Annotated in this window: 17 protein-coding genes; 10 read left to right on the top strand and 7 right to left on the bottom strand. The window is 50.2% G+C overall.

What is annotated here, in order from left to right:
- Positions 1-338: 338 nt before the first annotated feature.
- The 7 genes from ACQY8X_RS14385 to moaB all read right to left on the bottom strand — a co-directional run bounded on the left by ACQY8X_RS14385 (position 339) and on the right by moaB (position 4,764).
- Positions 339-1,049 carry an LrgB family protein gene (locus tag ACQY8X_RS14385; protein WP_428035832.1) on the bottom strand — a complete coding sequence of 237 codons (711 nt, stop codon included), beginning with the start codon at positions 1,047-1,049 and terminating at the stop codon, positions 339-341.
- Entirely contained in the window at positions 1,049-1,426 is a 378-nt protein-coding gene (locus ACQY8X_RS14380) for a CidA/LrgA family protein (RefSeq protein ID WP_428035831.1), read from the bottom strand. The genes ACQY8X_RS14385 and ACQY8X_RS14380 overlap by 1 nt, the downstream gene beginning before the upstream one ends.
- A 31-nt stretch (positions 1,427-1,457) precedes the next feature.
- Positions 1,458-2,036 carry a TMEM165/GDT1 family protein gene (locus ACQY8X_RS14375; protein ID WP_428035830.1) on the bottom strand — a complete coding sequence of 193 codons (579 nt, stop codon included), beginning with the start codon at positions 2,034-2,036 and terminating at the stop codon, positions 1,458-1,460.
- Positions 2,037-2,101: 65 nt separating this feature from the next.
- Entirely contained in the window at positions 2,102-2,683 is a 582-nt protein-coding gene (gene mobA, locus ACQY8X_RS14370; protein WP_428035829.1) for a molybdenum cofactor guanylyltransferase MobA, read from the bottom strand.
- A 5-nt stretch (positions 2,684-2,688) separates the two neighbouring features.
- Complete coding sequence (locus ACQY8X_RS14365; protein WP_428035828.1) at positions 2,689-2,934, bottom strand: MoaD/ThiS family protein; 246 nt, start codon at positions 2,932-2,934, stop codon at positions 2,689-2,691.
- A gap of 37 nt (positions 2,935-2,971) precedes the next feature.
- Entirely contained in the window at positions 2,972-4,213 is a 1,242-nt protein-coding gene (locus ACQY8X_RS14360) for a molybdopterin molybdotransferase MoeA (RefSeq protein WP_428035827.1), read from the bottom strand.
- Complete coding sequence (gene moaB, locus ACQY8X_RS14355) at positions 4,210-4,764, bottom strand: molybdenum cofactor biosynthesis protein B (protein ID WP_428035826.1); 555 nt, start codon at positions 4,762-4,764, stop codon at positions 4,210-4,212. Before moaB ends, ACQY8X_RS14360 begins: the two co-directional genes overlap by 4 nt.
- A gap of 313 nt (positions 4,765-5,077) precedes the next feature.
- On the opposite strand from moaB, the gene ACQY8X_RS14350 reads away from it, so the two are divergent.
- The 10 genes from ACQY8X_RS14350 to ACQY8X_RS14305 all read left to right on the top strand — a co-directional run bounded on the left by ACQY8X_RS14350 (position 5,078) and on the right by ACQY8X_RS14305 (position 16,129).
- Positions 5,078-6,277, top strand: coding sequence for an outer membrane beta-barrel protein (locus tag ACQY8X_RS14350; RefSeq protein WP_428035825.1), 1,200 nt, complete (start codon positions 5,078-5,080; stop codon positions 6,275-6,277).
- Positions 6,278-6,300: 23 nt separating this feature from the next.
- Positions 6,301-6,846 carry a polysaccharide biosynthesis/export family protein gene (locus tag ACQY8X_RS14345; protein WP_428035824.1) on the top strand — a complete coding sequence of 182 codons (546 nt, stop codon included), beginning with the start codon at positions 6,301-6,303 and terminating at the stop codon, positions 6,844-6,846.
- A 66-nt stretch (positions 6,847-6,912) separates the two neighbouring features.
- Complete coding sequence (locus ACQY8X_RS14340) at positions 6,913-9,126, top strand: GumC family protein (protein WP_428035823.1); 2,214 nt, start codon at positions 6,913-6,915, stop codon at positions 9,124-9,126.
- Positions 9,126-9,854: a tyrosine-protein phosphatase gene (locus ACQY8X_RS14335; protein ID WP_428035822.1), complete on the top strand. Its 729-nt coding sequence runs from the start codon at positions 9,126-9,128 to the stop codon at positions 9,852-9,854. Before ACQY8X_RS14340 ends, ACQY8X_RS14335 begins: the two co-directional genes overlap by 1 nt.
- Positions 9,841-10,524, top strand: a complete 684-nt coding sequence (locus ACQY8X_RS14330) for a VpsP family polysaccharide biosynthesis protein (protein WP_428035821.1) — start codon at positions 9,841-9,843, stop codon at positions 10,522-10,524. Before ACQY8X_RS14335 ends, ACQY8X_RS14330 begins: the two co-directional genes overlap by 14 nt.
- Before the next feature lie 72 nt (positions 10,525-10,596).
- Entirely contained in the window at positions 10,597-11,481 is an 885-nt protein-coding gene (gene galU / locus ACQY8X_RS14325) for a UTP--glucose-1-phosphate uridylyltransferase GalU (protein ID WP_428035820.1), read from the top strand.
- A 4-nt stretch (positions 11,482-11,485) separates the two neighbouring features.
- Positions 11,486-13,117, top strand: coding sequence for a glucose-6-phosphate isomerase (gene pgi / locus ACQY8X_RS14320; RefSeq protein WP_428035819.1), 1,632 nt, complete (start codon positions 11,486-11,488; stop codon positions 13,115-13,117).
- 2 nt (positions 13,118-13,119) lie between these two features.
- Positions 13,120-14,385 (top strand): nucleotide sugar dehydrogenase, encoded by a 1,266-nt coding sequence (locus ACQY8X_RS14315; RefSeq protein WP_428035818.1) that lies wholly within the window; start codon positions 13,120-13,122, stop codon positions 14,383-14,385.
- On the top strand, positions 14,385-14,759 hold the full coding sequence (locus ACQY8X_RS14310; RefSeq protein ID WP_428035817.1) for a hypothetical protein: 375 nt from the start codon (positions 14,385-14,387) through the stop codon (positions 14,757-14,759). The genes ACQY8X_RS14315 and ACQY8X_RS14310 overlap by 1 nt, the downstream gene beginning before the upstream one ends.
- On the top strand, positions 14,759-16,129 hold the full coding sequence (locus ACQY8X_RS14305) for a phosphomannomutase CpsG (RefSeq protein ID WP_428035816.1): 1,371 nt from the start codon (positions 14,759-14,761) through the stop codon (positions 16,127-16,129). The genes ACQY8X_RS14310 and ACQY8X_RS14305 overlap by 1 nt, the downstream gene beginning before the upstream one ends.
- Positions 16,130-16,246 lie beyond the last annotated feature (117 nt).

The raw sequence follows: 16,246 nt of genomic DNA, 5'->3' as shown, positions 1-16,246 counted from the left end.
AGGCGCTGCAGATGCTTAACGGCCAGCTCCTGTGCCGCATCATATGAGAAGTCGTCGCGTTCCAGGTCTTTTTTGTAACGAGCAATAGGAGTCATACCGAAAACCGTACCATTCAAGCCAATATCAGATAAATTAAACGAGAAAACGAAGGATGGGCACTTTACTCCCCGCCCCGGGGTTTTGCAACGCAACAAAAGAATAAGGGATAAGCGCGAATATGCGAAGCCCGACCGCTTCACTTGCCAGAAAAACCAAGTCCTGACAAAACAGGCCCGCAGCCAGAAAGCGCGTCGGATAAACGAAAGACCGGACTTCTGAAGCACTCAGGCCCCGGCCCTTTAACCTATCCCCAGCACCGACACCAGCAGAGGCAGCATAAATGCGGTAAATGCACCGGTCATACCCATAGCCAAACCGCCAAAAGCCCCCGCCATCAGGCCATATTCAAAAGCAAATGCCGTGCCCATGCCGTGTGCTGACACCCCCAGAGTAAACCCCTTAACCGCTTCATCGGTGATATTGAGAATACGATAGATCGGCGGCGCTAACATACACCCCAACGCACCCGTTATCAGCACCAAGCCCGAGGCCAGCGACGGATAACCGCCCAGTTTCTCTGCCACACCAATAGCAATAGCGGAAGTAACTGACTTAGGCGCAATAGATAGCAAGGTTCCCAACGACGCATCAAGCGCCTGCGCAACCAGCAGCGCAGAGGCAGCGGCAGTGACAGCTCCCGCCATACATGCCAGCATCAACGGTAATAGTAGCTTTTTCACCCGTTCAAAATGATCATACAGCGGCACAGCAAGTGCCACAGTCGCCGGCCCCAGCAGAAAGTGAATAAACTGCGCACCCTCAAAGTAAGTTTCATATGAGGTACCCGTCAGCAGTAAAAACATAATAATCAGGAATAGCGACACCAGCACAGGGTGCAGCAACGGGGTTCCTCCAAGACGACGATTCAACCAGGAAGTTACAATAAACGTGGTGATAGTCACAATCAGCCACAGCAGGGGCTTAGCGGTAAAAAACGTCCAGAACTCCATCAGCGCTCATCCTCGCCAGACTCACTCGGACTCAGCGCTTGCAGTTTTTTGGCCGAAGGGTTAAGAATCAGCGCGGTAACAACGATTGTCAGTGCGGTACTGATAATCAGTGCGACCAGAATCGCCAGCCAATCCTGCCGCAGCAAGCCAAAATGGGTCATCAGCCCAACACCCGCTGGCACAAACAGCAGCGCCAGGTGCTTTAATAACGCCTCACTGGGAATCCGCAAGTATCCAGGCACTTCGCCTTTAACAATCAACCCCAGCAGCAACAACACCATTCCCACCACAGGCCCGGGCACAGGTAATCCGGAGACAACCACGATCAGCTCTCCGGCAAACTGAAATAACAACAAAATTAAAAAACCAATCAGCATCCTAACCCCTGGGCGCGTCAGACATACTTTATCAAACCACCAGAAGCACAGCTTCCGTACCCGCATAAAGCGCAAACATCACAAACATCACCCCGGATGCACGATGCAACCAGCTGATAGAGACATAGCGCATCAGCGCTCTACCCGCCAGAATCCCCAGAGCAGAAGTAGACACCAGCGCCAGGGTTGAACCAAGCCAGACCGGCAGCGCAGGCTCCGTGCTTGCCAACCCCATCACCGCCAACTGTGTTTTATCTCCCAATTCAGCAAAAAAAAGCATCAGCAGGGCGGAGACAAAAACACTCTTTACTGAGATTGACACGCTGTCATCTTCATCCTCTTCCTCGGCCCGGAAAGACTGAATACCAAACCAGAGAAACAGGAGCGCGACCACAGTCAGCACCAGCGAACGAGGCAACCAGGTTGCCGCAACAGCCCCCACCAGAACAGCCAGCAGATTCAGAACAGCAAAGGCAACAACAGCACCCAATAAAACAGGTAAAGCACGATAACGGGTCGCCAACGTCATGCAGACTAGCTGACTCTTATCACCGAATTCAGCCAGAAACACCAATAAAAAAGCACCGGCCATACTTACCAGCTGATCCATCCAACCCACCCTTTAATCAAGAAAATTTCGGCGATTATACAGAATTCCAAGCAACAGTCGCCCGCTTAGCCCTCTGACTTTAACGCCTCAAGCAGCCTAAGCTCCTGAAAGGTATTGAGATTGCACAGCTGCTCAGAGTACTCGGAAATATCAATCAGCTGCATAGGGTGGTTATGCATCCAGCGTTGCACAGCGCGCTGCCCACCCTCCAGCCAGCGCTCAAGATCACCCATCAGAGCCCGGGGAATCACCGCATGCAACGGATGCAACTTATCGCCTTCGGATAAAACGGTAATTGACTCTGGAGAAGCGTTTGCCGCCGCCAATAAACGTTCTATCAACACCGCCTCCAGCAACGGCGTATCGCAGGGCAATACCAGCACCTGATCTGAACCACTCACCTTCAGCCCGGCAAGAATTCCTGCCAGAGGCCCCTGAAACCCTTCAAACGGGTCCTCCACCACCCGATCAGCCAGCACAGCATACTCCGGCAGGTGGCGATTACAGCTGATAATCACTCTTGAAACAAAAGGCCTGACCAGCTCAACCGCAAAAGCAACCATCGGCTGTGACTGAAACGGCACCAGACCTTTGTCACAACCACCCATACGACGCCCTTCGCCGCCCGCCAGGATAATAACGTCCAAACGATTCAACCGCCGGTTACGGGTGGAAAAAAAGCCACCTCATCACCATCAGAAACAACAGCATCTAGCGGCACAACATCCTGATTAATCGAGCAGAGCAGCTGTCCCTTTAGCGCTTTATCCCACTCAGCCCCCTGCCCCTTCAGCTGCTCAAGAAGCTCGCCAGCCGTGACCGGCTGGCCCAGCTGATGACTCATCTGGCCCACCCCCAGCGTTTCACGCAGGGATGCAAAAAAAAGCACATTTACCATGACACAACCTATTTTTTCAGCACCCATACACAGATGCTTAACTCATCACTTCACTGAACGGAATGAACATCAGCCGATCACCTTCAGCAACCACCGTATCAGGTGGCACCACCAGATAACCCGCCGCCGTTATTGAAGAGCTTAATACACCCGAGCTTTGACTTGAGCCCATCATCGCCCGACCATCAACAAGCTGAACCCGAAGGTACTCCTGACGACTGATGGCCCTTGCGCGGCTAAAGCCCACTTCGACGGAAAAGCTGTAGACTTCTTCGTGAACCGCCCCCATCAATCGAAGCAGGAACGGGCGAGCCAGAATACTGAACGTCACCAATACCGCAGCGGGGTTACCCGGCAGCCCAAGCAGCGGCTTACCATTTACATAGCCAAACGCCATCGGCTTACCCGGTTTCATTGCCAACTTCCACAGTTTGAGCTCACCCTGAGACTCAACCGCGGCCTTCACATGATCCTCTTCACCAACCGAGACACCACCACTGGTAATAATACAATCGGCCCGTTCAGATGCTTGTCTCAAAGCGACCTGAGTTCCCTCAAGCGTATCCTTAACAATCCCAGAATCAACAATTTCGCATCCCAGCCCCTGCAGCAACCCACGTATAGTAAACAGATTGGAGTTGTAGATCTGTCCGGGCAGAAGTGGATTACCCGGCATCACCAACTCATCACCCGTTGCCATCACCGCAACTCTCAAAGGACGATATACACGAACAGCCGCAATCCCCACCGAAGCAAGCACACCGAGATGCATAGCCTGCATCCGCGTACCCGCAGGCATTACCACCTGACCAGCCCGAATATCCTGCCCCTGCGGACGAATATTATCCCCCACTACAGGCATTTCATTGATATCAACCCAATACTGATCGCCACTTTCACCCGCAGTGGTATTTTCCTGCATCACCACCGCATCAGCGCCCTGGGGAATTTCAGAACCAGTAAAAATTCGGGCAGCAGTGCCAGACTGTAATGGTTTGGGTGCGCTACCCGCAGGTATCCGCTGTGATACAACAAGACGATTACCCACAGCAAGATCGGAGAGTTTCAGCGCATAACCATCCATCGCACTGTTATCCCGGGGAGGCACATCAACCGTTGACAGCTGATCTTCCGCCAGCACCCGCCCCAGCGCATCAGCAATGTTCACTAACTCGGTAGTAACATTCACCCTTGCTTCTGCCAGCAGCTTCTCCAGTGCTTCAGCAACCGGCATCAACGACTGCAGAGGCGCATCACAACCCTGATCACGACTACTCATCCGCGTGGACCACATGCACTATCTACAGGCCTTGTAGTCATCACCATCTCAACAAAATTACAAGGGCGATGCCGGGAATCCAACTGTTCACGAATAATGCCATTCCAGGCGGTTTTACAAGCCCCGGTAGAGCCCGGCATACAAAATATCACCGTGCGATTGGCAACACCGGCAAACGCCCGTGACTGGATAGTAGATGTACCAATCTCCTCATAAGAGAGCTGGCGAAACAGCTCGCCATACCCCTCTATAGCCTTATCAAATAGTGGTTTTAGTGCTTCAGGCGTTGTATCCCTCAACGTAAAGCCCGTCCCCCCGGTCACCAGAATCGCCTGAATGGATTCATCCGCAATCCATTTAGACACCACTGCCCGCAACTGATACACATCATCTTTGCTAATCGTTCTATCCGCCAGTGTATGGCCTGCATCAGTCAGGCCATTCACCAAGGCATCACCGGAGGTGTCGTTCTCCGGCGTACGGGTATCGGAAACCGTCAGTACAGCAATACTTAACGACTGGAAAGGAACATCTTTTTTTGTATGACCCATAAAAATTCCCACTCAAAACAACTATGTCACTTTTTTGCAACAGGACAACGATAAATTAAACAATCTAATAACTTAAAAACGTTTCAAAACCCAGACTCCTGCAGCATCGAAAGGCAAAGCGGGCATTTTTTTTCGCACTGCAGCAAAAAAACGCATAAATGTCGCCATTTGCATCCAGCTGGCAGTACCGCTACAAAAAAACCCATGATACTATTAGCCTATGTTGGAAGACCACTGTTCATATTTACGTCCTGCAGAACGCAGAGACTGAACAGAAATGGCAATTAAAGGACACTCATAAGGATATCTGCCGATGAATAACCGCATTTTAGTCAGTATAATTGCGCCTTCTGCTTTCATTATTTCTTTACCTGCTTTCGCCGCTATCGAACCTGCATCGATTGACGCTGGCCCTGTCAGCATTATTCCGATGATGAGCGCTCAGGTTGGTTACGATGATAACTTTTTCAGCACTTCCGCTAATGAGCAGGATGAAACCATAACAGTTCTGAGTCCCTCTGTGCAGTTGATTGCTGAAAACGGTCTGAATGCCTACAGAGTGATCTATCAGATCAATCAGGGTATCCATCAGAACAGCTCAGCCGATAACTACACCGATCATACCCTCAGTGCGGATGCACATTTCGAATTCAGTCAGCGCAGCATAATAGATCTGAAAGCCAACTATATCAAAGGACATGAAGCCCGGGATACAGGCCTCAGCGCCACAGGAGGCATCGCCAACACCATTTCTGCCCCGCTGGAGTACGATACCCAGACACTGAGCTTTAACTATGTTTATGGTGCACCCGGCGCAACCGGCCGAATTCAGCTTTACGGTGAACACCTTGATCGTGAATATCAGAACTTCCGCGCAATTACTGCAGGTCGGGATGATACTGAAGTCACTCTGGGTGCGGTGTTCTTTTATCAGGTAATGCCAAAAACATCTCTGCTGTTTGAAGCCCGTAACAAGGATATTAACTACGATGTTGATCCTGCCAGTTCTCTGGACAGCAACACCTGGAAATATCTGGTAGGTGCGACATGGGAGGGTAGTGCCAAAACAACCGGCACAGTTAAGGTAGGTCTGAGCAAAAAAGATTTTGACTCTGCGAGCCGCAAAGATTTCACTGGTGGTAGCTGGGAAGCATCTGTCCGCTGGGAGCCTCGAACCTATTCAGTTGTTGATATCAGCACCAGCAGGAACGCAGTGGAAAGTAATGGTAACGGTGACTTTATCGACACCAAAACCTACAACATCAACTGGAACCATGCCTGGAGTGATATCGTCAGCACAGACCTTGGCTTAGGCTATTCTAACGAGACCTATGAAGGTGCTGCCGATGGCCGGGAAGATGATACCACATCATTTAATATGGGCATGAGCTACGATATGCGTCGCTGGCTGACGTTTGGTCTGAACTATCAATACAGTGATACAGACTCAAATCTTGCCAATACCGATTTCAGCAAAAACCTTTTCATGCTAACGGTAAACGCATCACTCTAAGCTGATTCGATCGAGAAGGTCTTATGATATTCAGTTACAACTCTGTCAGGGTAGCCTTACTGGCTACTCTGCTCCTTTTTTTCTCAGCTGCCTCGGCAGAATCCTCCACGCTCTCTGATTATCGACTGGGCTCAGGAGACCTGCTTAGCATTCAGGTTTTCGGCGAGGATGACCTGAGCATGGAGATACGCCTGAGTGATGCAGGAACTATCGCTTACCCCTTTCTGGGAGAACTGAGAGTACTCAACATGACCATTGGCAATCTCAGCTCGATGATAGAGGAGCGCCTGGCTGATGGTTATCTGCTCGACCCCCATGTCAGCATCACGGTAAAAGAATACCGTCAGTTTTTTATTAACGGCGAGGTTCAGGAACCCGGCGGCTATCCCTATCAGCCAGGATTAACATTGCAAAAAGCGGTTGCTCTTGCTGGCGGGTTTACTGAGCGGGCGTCCAAAAGCAAACTCTTCGTCTCCCACGATGGCGAAACAACCGATCCACAGTTGGTTCAGCTGAACACACTGATAAAACCCGGCGATATTATTACCATCGAACAAAGCTTCTTCTAATGCGCTGACGCAACAAAAAATAACCAAGCCTTAGCATATACACATTACAGAGACAGACCGGAAAGTATGGATACGAATAAATCTCAGGAAAACATCTCCCGCCTGATGAGCGATGATGTCATCGACCTGCGCCAATACTGGAACACCATCAACCGGCACAAATGGGGTATTTTTGGCTTCGCCATTGTCATCACAATGCTGACGACTCTGGTGGTGTTTTCAATGCAGCCTGTTTACCGGGCTGAAGCGACACTATTAATTGAGTCAAAAAATGCCAATGTGGTATCCATTGAAGAAGTTTACGGCCTCGATGCCGGAAACAGTGAATACTTCCTGACGCAGTTTGAAATTCTCAAATCCAGGCAACTGGCCGAGCGTGTAATCGAAAAACTGAATCTGATCGATAATCCTGAGTTTAATCAGGCACCCGGTTTTATCGCATCCACGCTCACCACAATCAAAGCACAACTGCCTTTGGGAGTAAAAGAGGAACTGCCAGCAGAGGAGCAAGCCCGGTATAAGTTACAATCTGTCACTGAGCAGCTTCTGGGTAACCTCACCGTATCACCGATCCGCAAAACTCAGCTGGTTAAAATCAGTTACGACTCTTTCGACCCTCTGCTCTCGGCACAGATCGCCAACGCCATTGGCGATGCCTATATAGAAAACAATCTCGAAGCCAGGCTGCAGCTAACTTCCAAAGCCTCTGAATGGTTGATGGAACGTTTAAGCGGTCTGAGAGACAAGCTGAAAACATCTGAGGAGCGTTTGCAGCAATACCGGGAACAGGAACAAATTGTTGGCAGTGACGGAGGGTTCGATATTGCCAACAGCGAGCTGGACCTGGTCGCCAGCAAACTTGTTGAAGCCCGACGCGAACGGATGGCGCTGGAAAGCCTGAACAATCAGATCAAGAAACTGGACAAACGTCATCCGGAAAACTTCGAACTCATCCCTGCCGTTTTACAGCACCCGCTGGTACAGAGCCTGAAAGGCGCGGTCCTCCAGGTGGAACTGAAAAAATCAGAGCTCTCCAAGCGCTACGGCCCAAAGCACCCGAAGATGCAAGCAGCTCAATCTGAACTTGATAATGCACGCCGCAGCCTCAATGCCCAGATTCTTTCTGTTATTAACGGTATTGAAAATGAATACCGACTGGCACTCTCGGCAGAACGCTCACTGAAAACAGCAGTTGAGCAAACCAAACAGGACCTGCAATCCATTAACCGTAAAGATTACCGTCTGAAGGAGCTGGAGAAGGAAGTTGATGCCAACCGTCAACTGTACGACACCTTCTTTACCCGTCTGAGCGAAACTAATGCTACCGGTGACCTGCAGTCAGCTAACGCCCGGGTATCAGACCCTGCGCAGCCGCCGCAAAAACCAGCCAAGCCCAAAAAAGGATTAATTATTGCGCTCGCTTTTGTTGTTAGCATCATGTTTGGTGTGATGTTCTCTTTCCTGTTGGAAGCCCTGAATAACACTCTTAAAACAGCTCAGGATGTTGAAAACAAACTTGGCGCGACCATGCTTGGTCTGCTACCTAAGCTGCCCAGTAAAGGTAAGCATACCCATCAGAGCTACTCAATATATCTGAGTGATCAGCAGTCGGCATTTGCAGAGTCTGTCAGAACTATCCGTACAGGCATCGTTCTCTCTGCACTGGATAATCCGCATAAAATCCTCTGCTGTACCTCGTCGATTCCTGGTGAAGGTAAAACCTCCCTGGCACTCAATCTGGCTTATTCGCTGGGGCAGATGGAACGGGTACTGCTGATTGATGCCGATATGCGTCGCCCCTCTATTGCTAAAGCGTTTGGCATATCAGGAAAGTCCGCAGGACTGTCTAACCTGGTTGCAGGAACAGCTAAACTGGAGGAATCGATTCACCATGACGAGAAGGCAGGCATAGACGTGCTGACTTCCGGTATAATCCCCCCCAACCCGCTGGAGCTACTTTCATCCCGACGATTCGCCAAAGTACTTGAGATTCTGGAAACAAAATACGACCGGATCGTAATAGATACGGCACCAACACAGGCAGTCAGCGACGCCCTGGTGCTGGCTCCACATGTCGGTGCGATGATCTATATTGTTAAAGCTGATTCAACCAACTACCAGCTGGCCAAAAACGGCCTTAAGCGGCTTAAGGATGTAAAAGCACCGCTCATCGGCGTCGTACTAAATCAGGTCGACATTAAGAAAGCCGCGAAGTATGGCGATGACTACAGCGGATACTATGATACATACGGTTATACAGCAGCAGAACAGAACGCCTGATGATTGATCTTCACTGTCACATTTTGCCCGGTATAGATGATGGACCTGCGACTCTTAATGAGTCGCTGGAACTGGCCAGAATTGCGGCAAGCGACGGCATCCGGCACATGGTTGTCACACCTCATATTCATCCTGGACGGTATGATAATCAGATATCAACCATAGCGCCGGTGTTGCAGAAATTTAAAGAGGCACTACTAGAGCACTCAATCCCACTGACACTAAGTATGGGTGCTGAACTGCGCATCTCTGCGGAGATGATCGGTATGATTCCGGCCGGGAAAATCCCTTTTCTCGGAGAATGGGAGGGGCAAAAAGTTTTGCTGCTGGAGCTCCCCCACAGCCACATCCCCCCCGGCAGTGATAAACTGATTGGCTGGCTAAAAGCTCAGAATATTATTCCAATGATCGCCCACCCCGAACGGAATAAAGAGATCATTAACAATATCGATAAGATCAATCCATTTATCGAGCAGGGCTGCCTGCTTCAGATAACAGCGATGTCGATTGCTGGCCGCTTCGGTAGCAGTGCATTTGAAATTGCTAAAGAACTCCTGGTCAGAGGCTGGGTAACGGTTATGGCCTCAGATGCACACAACGCCTCTCACCGCCCACCCATTCTGACAGAGGGCATTCAAGCTGCGGCTAACCTGATCGGTGATGAGGCCGCCTTGCGGCTGGTAAAAGAAACCCCAGAAATGATAGTCCTTGCGAATGCCCGGTTCTAAAAAGCGGTTGTTATTAACCGTAACACTGACCATCGCACTGTGCGGAGCACTATTTTATTCGCTGAGTTTTGGCGTAGCAGACCTGTATGCCTACAGCCCTCGCCAACAGCTGGAGCACTGGCAAAAAACGGGACATACACCCACTGCTGACGAACTGGCCCTGCCCCTGAATAACATCAACAATGCTATTCGTTGGCAACCGGCCAATGCTGAGTTCAAAGACATCCGTGGGTTACTTAACTACTATCAGGCCCTCGATGGATATCAACTGGGCCAGCAGGATCTATTTGACCACTTCACACAGCTAGCACTGTCAGATTACCGAGAAGCAACCGGTCTACGCCCTGACTGGCCATACAGCTGGGCAAATCTGGCCCTCATGAAGTCCGCTCTGCATCAGTTTGATGCCGAATATATTCAGGCGTTGCATCAGGCAACCCAGCTTGGCCCCTGGGAAAATGCGGTCAACCTAACGGTGACAGAAGCCGGAATGACAGGATGGTCCAATCTTGATAGCCAAACCAGAAAATTAGTGATAAACAATATTGAACGCGGTATCAATCGTAACAATAAAGCCATAAAACAAAGACTTTCTGACATTAATAAACTTGGTTTAATCTGTATCTATTTAAAAAGTTCAGAGCAACGCCAACGACTCTGTGGCTTTTAAACGATACAATTAGAAAGAATTCACTTTCAGTTAATATGAGTTCGCGAGAGAACTCAACTCTTTGGAGCCAGTATGACGACAGTACGTAAAGCTGTAATCCCCGTTGCGGGCTTGGGTACCCGGGTACTTCCGGCAAGTAAAGCAATTCCAAAAGAGATGCTGCCGGTGGTGGATAAGCCTGTCATCCAGCATGTTGTTGAGGAAGCGATTAAAGCGGGGATCAAAGAGATCGTGCTCGTCACCCGTAGTGGGAAATCAGCCATTGAAGACCACTTCGATTCACATTATGAGCTTGAACATCAGCTTGAGTCGAAGAACAAAACAGGTATTCTTAACTCTGTGCGTAACATTGTACCCAGTGATGTAACCATCATCTCCGTACGCCAGCCTGAAGCAAAAGGTCTGGGTCATGCGGTATACTGTGCTGCACAGGCCGTTAATAATGAGCCTTTTGTGGTGATTCTCCCCGATGTATTGGTCAACAACTTTCAGCAGCATGAGAATGACCTGCAGAAAATGGTTAAGGCGTTCGAACAACACAATGCGGCACAAATTATGGTTGAGTCAGTACCGCAGAATATGGTGCACCTATACGGTATTGCTGATTGTAATGGTATTAAGCCGTCCGCTGGTGAGTCCACGGCAATTAACGCGATGGTCGAAAAACCAAAAACCGAAGAAGCGCCCTCTGACCTTGCCGTTGTAGGCCGCTATGTACTGCCTGCAAGGGTGATGGAGCTTCTGGCAGACACAAAACCTGGTGCTGGCGGCGAGATTCAACTGACCGATGCACTGGATGAGTTATTACGCGAACAAACGGTTGAAGCCTATCGCATGACTGGCAAAACCTACGATTGTGGAAATAAGTTAGGCTTTTTACAGGCGAATGTTGCCTACGGACTGCAACATCCGGAAACCGCTGAAGGATTCAGGCAGTTCCTTGCGCAACAGGACTGAGACAATGACAGTTGATCAATCACCAGCCTGGCTGGCACTGAACAGACATGCAGATGAAGTTCGCGACCAGCACCTTAAAGATATGTTTGAGGAGGATCACCATCGCTTTCAAAAGTTCAGCTTCAGAGCGGCTCACTGCCTGGCTGACTTCTCCAAACAACGAATTACTGATGCGACGCTGCAGCAACTGATTAAGCTGGCAGAACAACAACAGTTGCCGCAAAAGATCGAAGCGCTGTTCACTGGCGAACATGTCAACACCTCAGAAAACCGCCCGGCTCTGCATACCGCCCTGCGTCAACCGAAAGAGATCCCTCTGGTACTGCAAGGCGTCGATATCTCAAAAGAGATTCATTGCTCTCTGGAACGTATGGAAGCGCTGGTCGAACAGATCCATAATGGCCAATGGCGGGGCTATGACGGCAGCCCGATTAAAACGGTGGTGAATATTGGTGTCGGTGGTTCTGACCTCGGCCCACTGATGACCTGCAGGGCATTGAATCTGTTTACCACCGATGAGATTCGAGATATTGATCTACATTTCGTCTCATCAATGGATGGCAGTCAGTTGGCACGGCTACTGAACCAGATCGATCCGGCATCAACTCTGTTTATTGTCTCATCGAAGTCTTTTTCGACCATAGATACGCTGGCAAACTCCAACACTGCAAGGGAATGGTTGGTAAACGCCAGCGGTTTACCGGTTGAGTTAATTAGCCAGCATCATTTTATTGGTGTTACAGCCAGTCCGTCTAAAGCATCAGAATGGGGCATTCCGGAAAAAAACCAGCTGCATTTCTGGGACTGGACCGGCGGACGCTACTCTATGTGGTCTGCTATCGGCATGGCGATCGCCTTGCAGACGGGTAATACTAATTTTCGCAGACTCCTGGCAGGTGCACATGAGATGGATACCCACTTCCGCTCTGCACCGCTGACCAGGAACCTTCCGGTACTACTGGCAATGGTTGGTATCTGGAACATTAACTTCCTTAATATTCACGCTCATGCGGTACTACCCTACGACGGGCGCTTACAGCACCTTCCCGCTTATCTCGAACAGCTGGAGATGGAAAGTAACGGCAAGAGTGTCACCCTCAACGGTGAAAAGTTTAACTACTCAACCTGCCCAATTCTCTGGGGCGAGGTGGGTCCAAATGCACAACATGCATTCTATCAGCTGCTGCACCAGGGCACCGAATCAGTCATGTGCGACTTTATCGCCCCGGCACTACGCTATAAAGAGCATGGAGATGAGCTTAAGGCTCAGCATCAGTTAGCATTGGCCAACTGTCTGGCCCAGTCACGTTTATTAGCGCTGGGGGATAGCGTCCTTGAAGATGCCGCCAACGCTCCGTCACATAAGCGATATCGAGGTAATCAACCCAGCACCACGATTATGATCGATGAACTCACCCCTGAAAGCTTTGGCGCTCTGATCGCTATGTATGAACATAAAGTCTACGTGCAATCGGTTATCTGGGAGATCAACCCATTTGATCAGTGGGGTGTAGAACTGGGCAAGCAGGTGGCAACCTCACTATTAGACCAGCTCACGACCCCTTCGGCAGCATCAACGGATTGTTCAACAGCAGGGCTCATTCAGTTTATCCAGCAACAGCGTCAGGAGGCCTAGTCATGAAGGTTAAAGTATATGGCGCAGACCTGACCGCTTGGGTTGCAGCAGCCTCACTGGCAAGAGCCGGTAATGATGTGATTATAGAAGGCCCGGAAACTCAGCTACAAAAACCTCTGCAAGATATCTCTGCCCTGCGTGATGAGCCCGGCCTTCTGGTTCAGATTCAACTACAGATGGACGAAGGCAGACTTAAGCGAACCGGCGGAGAAGAGTGCGCGACCAATATACACTGGCTGGCTCTCGAACATAATGAGTTTCAGATCGCCCAACATATTATCAGAGGGCTGGGAAAAGCGGTTCCGGAAAATCTGTTAATTGTAAACCAGTGCAACTTTGGCGTTGGGGCAACCGATCAACTCCAGAGCCTTCTCAATGAAGATGCCAATCAGGTGGTCGTTTACATACCCAATAACCTCCAGGAAGGTAAGGCCCTGCAAGGATTCAGTCAGCCGAAGCGCATCACTATCGGCAGCGAGAATAACTGGGCAATCACGATGACCCGCTCGTTAGTCCGCCCATTTCTCCAGAACATTGAGCATTTGCTGCTAATGAGTAGTCGCGAAGCTGAATTTACCAAGCTGGCAATTACCGGAATGCTGGCGATACGTATCGGCTATATCAATGAACTGGCCAATCTCGCCGACCAGATGGATGTCGATATCGACACCATTCGGGAAGGCATGGGGGCAGATCCCAGAATAGGCAATCACTACCTTTCTCCCGGCTGCGGCTTTGGTGGACAGAACTTTAATCAAAACATTGCCCGCTTCTCAGATATTTTTGAGAAACGGGGCCAAAACTCCCTACTTAAAACGGTTATCTCAGAAAATGAGATACAGAAAGAACTGTTATTCAAAAAGCTATGGCAACACTATCAGTGCGATCTGACCGATAAAACCATCGCCGTATGGGGAGCCTCCTTTAAACCCGGCACCGCCAGCATCGACAATGCCCCCAGCCTGAAAGTCATCGATGCCCTGCTGGCGCAAGGCGTCAATGTCAGGGTCCACGATCCTGAAGCACTGGCTAATCTGGAGCTATATTACGACGATACCCCCGGAATCTCCTTTTGCAATAATCTCTATGATGCAATCACTGAAGCAGATGCGTTGCTTCTGATAACAGAGTGGTCCGAATACTGGTCACCGGATTATCAGAAACTGCTGGAAGGGATGCGCATGCCTCTGATTATTGATGGCCGGAACATCTTCGACCGTGAAGCCCTGGAGATGTATGGCTTTACCTATATGGGTATCGGACGCTGATGCTGAGAAATATCCTGCTCAGCCTCTGTGGCGCAGCGCTGCTCTACGGCCTGTTTCGTCAGACACCACCGCCGCAGCTATTTGATCAGTCGGACAAATTCGGCCACCTGAGCGGATTTGCTGTTGTCACCTGTGCAGGGATCTGGGCCCTCTCCCGTAAACATATCCCGCAATTTATCGTCGGTCTGATCGCACTGGCCTGCAGTGCCGAGTTTATCCAGCAGTGGCTGCTGCCTCACCGGCACTTTTCACTGTACGACATGTATGCCAACCTGGCAGGTATTGCCATCATTTTCATACCCTGGCTCGGCTGGCGAGTCACCCGACACTTTTTTTTAGCCCCATCAAATTTACAAACTTCAGAGAAGCCCTAATGAGCAAACTTGCCTGTTTCAAAGCTTATGATATCCGCGGCCAGCTTGGCACTCAGCTGGATGAAGATCTTACCTATCGCATCGGACGCGCTTATGCGGAGTTTCTAAAACCTGAAACGGTCGTGGTTGGCGGCGATATGCGTCTATCCACCGAAGCACTGAAACTGGCTTTGGCGAACGGTCTCAGAGACTCCGGTGTCAACGTGCTGGACATAGGTTTATGTGGAACAGAGGAGATCTACTTTGCCACGGCCCATCTGCAAACCGATGGTGGCATTGTCGTGACAGCAAGCCACAACCCTGAAGATTACAACGGCATGAAACTGGTTCGTCAGGGCTCGCGACCTATCAGCGGCGACACGGGTCTGAATGATATTGAACAGTTGGCACGCGAGAATAACTTCGCTCCGGTCGACGAAAACCAGCGCGGTAGCTACGAAAAAGTAGATACTCTGGCAGCCTATATAGAGCATCTGAAAGGCTATATTGATCTGCAAGCACTCAAGCCAATGAAACTGGTTGTAAACGCCGGTAATGGCGTTGCCGGGCATGTGATTGATGCACTGGAAACACAGTTTAAAGCAGCGTCAGTCCCGGTCGAGTTTATTAAAGTACACCACCAGCCAGACGGCACCTTCCCGAACGGCATTCCCAACCCGATTCTGGAAGAAAACCGCGCCGACACCATCGCCGCTGTACTGGAACATAAGGCAGATATGGGTATCGCCTGGGATGGCGACTTTGACCGTTGCTTCCTGTTTGATGAAAACGGCCGTTTTATTGAAGGCTACTACATCGTTGGCCTGCTGGCAGAAGCGTTTCTGGCGAAAAATGCAGGCGCGTCAATCATCCACGATCCACGCCTCACCTGGAACACCCTGGATATCGTTGAAGCCAGCGGCGGAAAAGCGATTCAGAGCAAAACCGGACATGCTTTTATCAAGGAAAGAATGCGTGAAGAGGATGCAGTCTACGGCGGCGAGATGAGCGCTCACCACTACTTCCGTGATTTCTTCTACTGCGATAGCGGCATGGTACCCTGGCTGCTGGTTGCAGAGCTGATCAGCAACAAAGGTCTGTCCTTGTCACAACTGGTAGACGACCGGATTACAAAATTCCCGTCACCAGGCGAAATCAACAGTAAACTGGAAGACCCGAAAGCCGCAATAAATCGCGTTCTGGACACCTACAAGGGTGATGCAAAATCAATCGACTATACCGACGGTATCAGCCTGGATATGGGAGAATGGCGCTTCAACCTGCGTTCATCCAATACCGAGCCCGTGGTCCGGCTAAATGTCGAAACCCGTGGTGATGAAGCCCTGATGAAAGCGAAAACAGAGGAATTGCTGAGTCTGTTAAGAGCATAACCACCGAGTTTGACAGTGCTTACAGGATAACCCACCTGTAAGCACCACACAGGTGCGATGACCAAGCATCATCGGCGTGGGGGCACGCCTCCTACAACAGCATCATACCCATTGCGA

Source organism: Amphritea sp. (assembly GCF_050300915.1).
GTDB lineage: Bacteria > Pseudomonadota > Gammaproteobacteria > Pseudomonadales > Balneatricaceae > Amphritea.
This window is presented reverse-complemented; position numbering and strand designations above follow the sequence as displayed.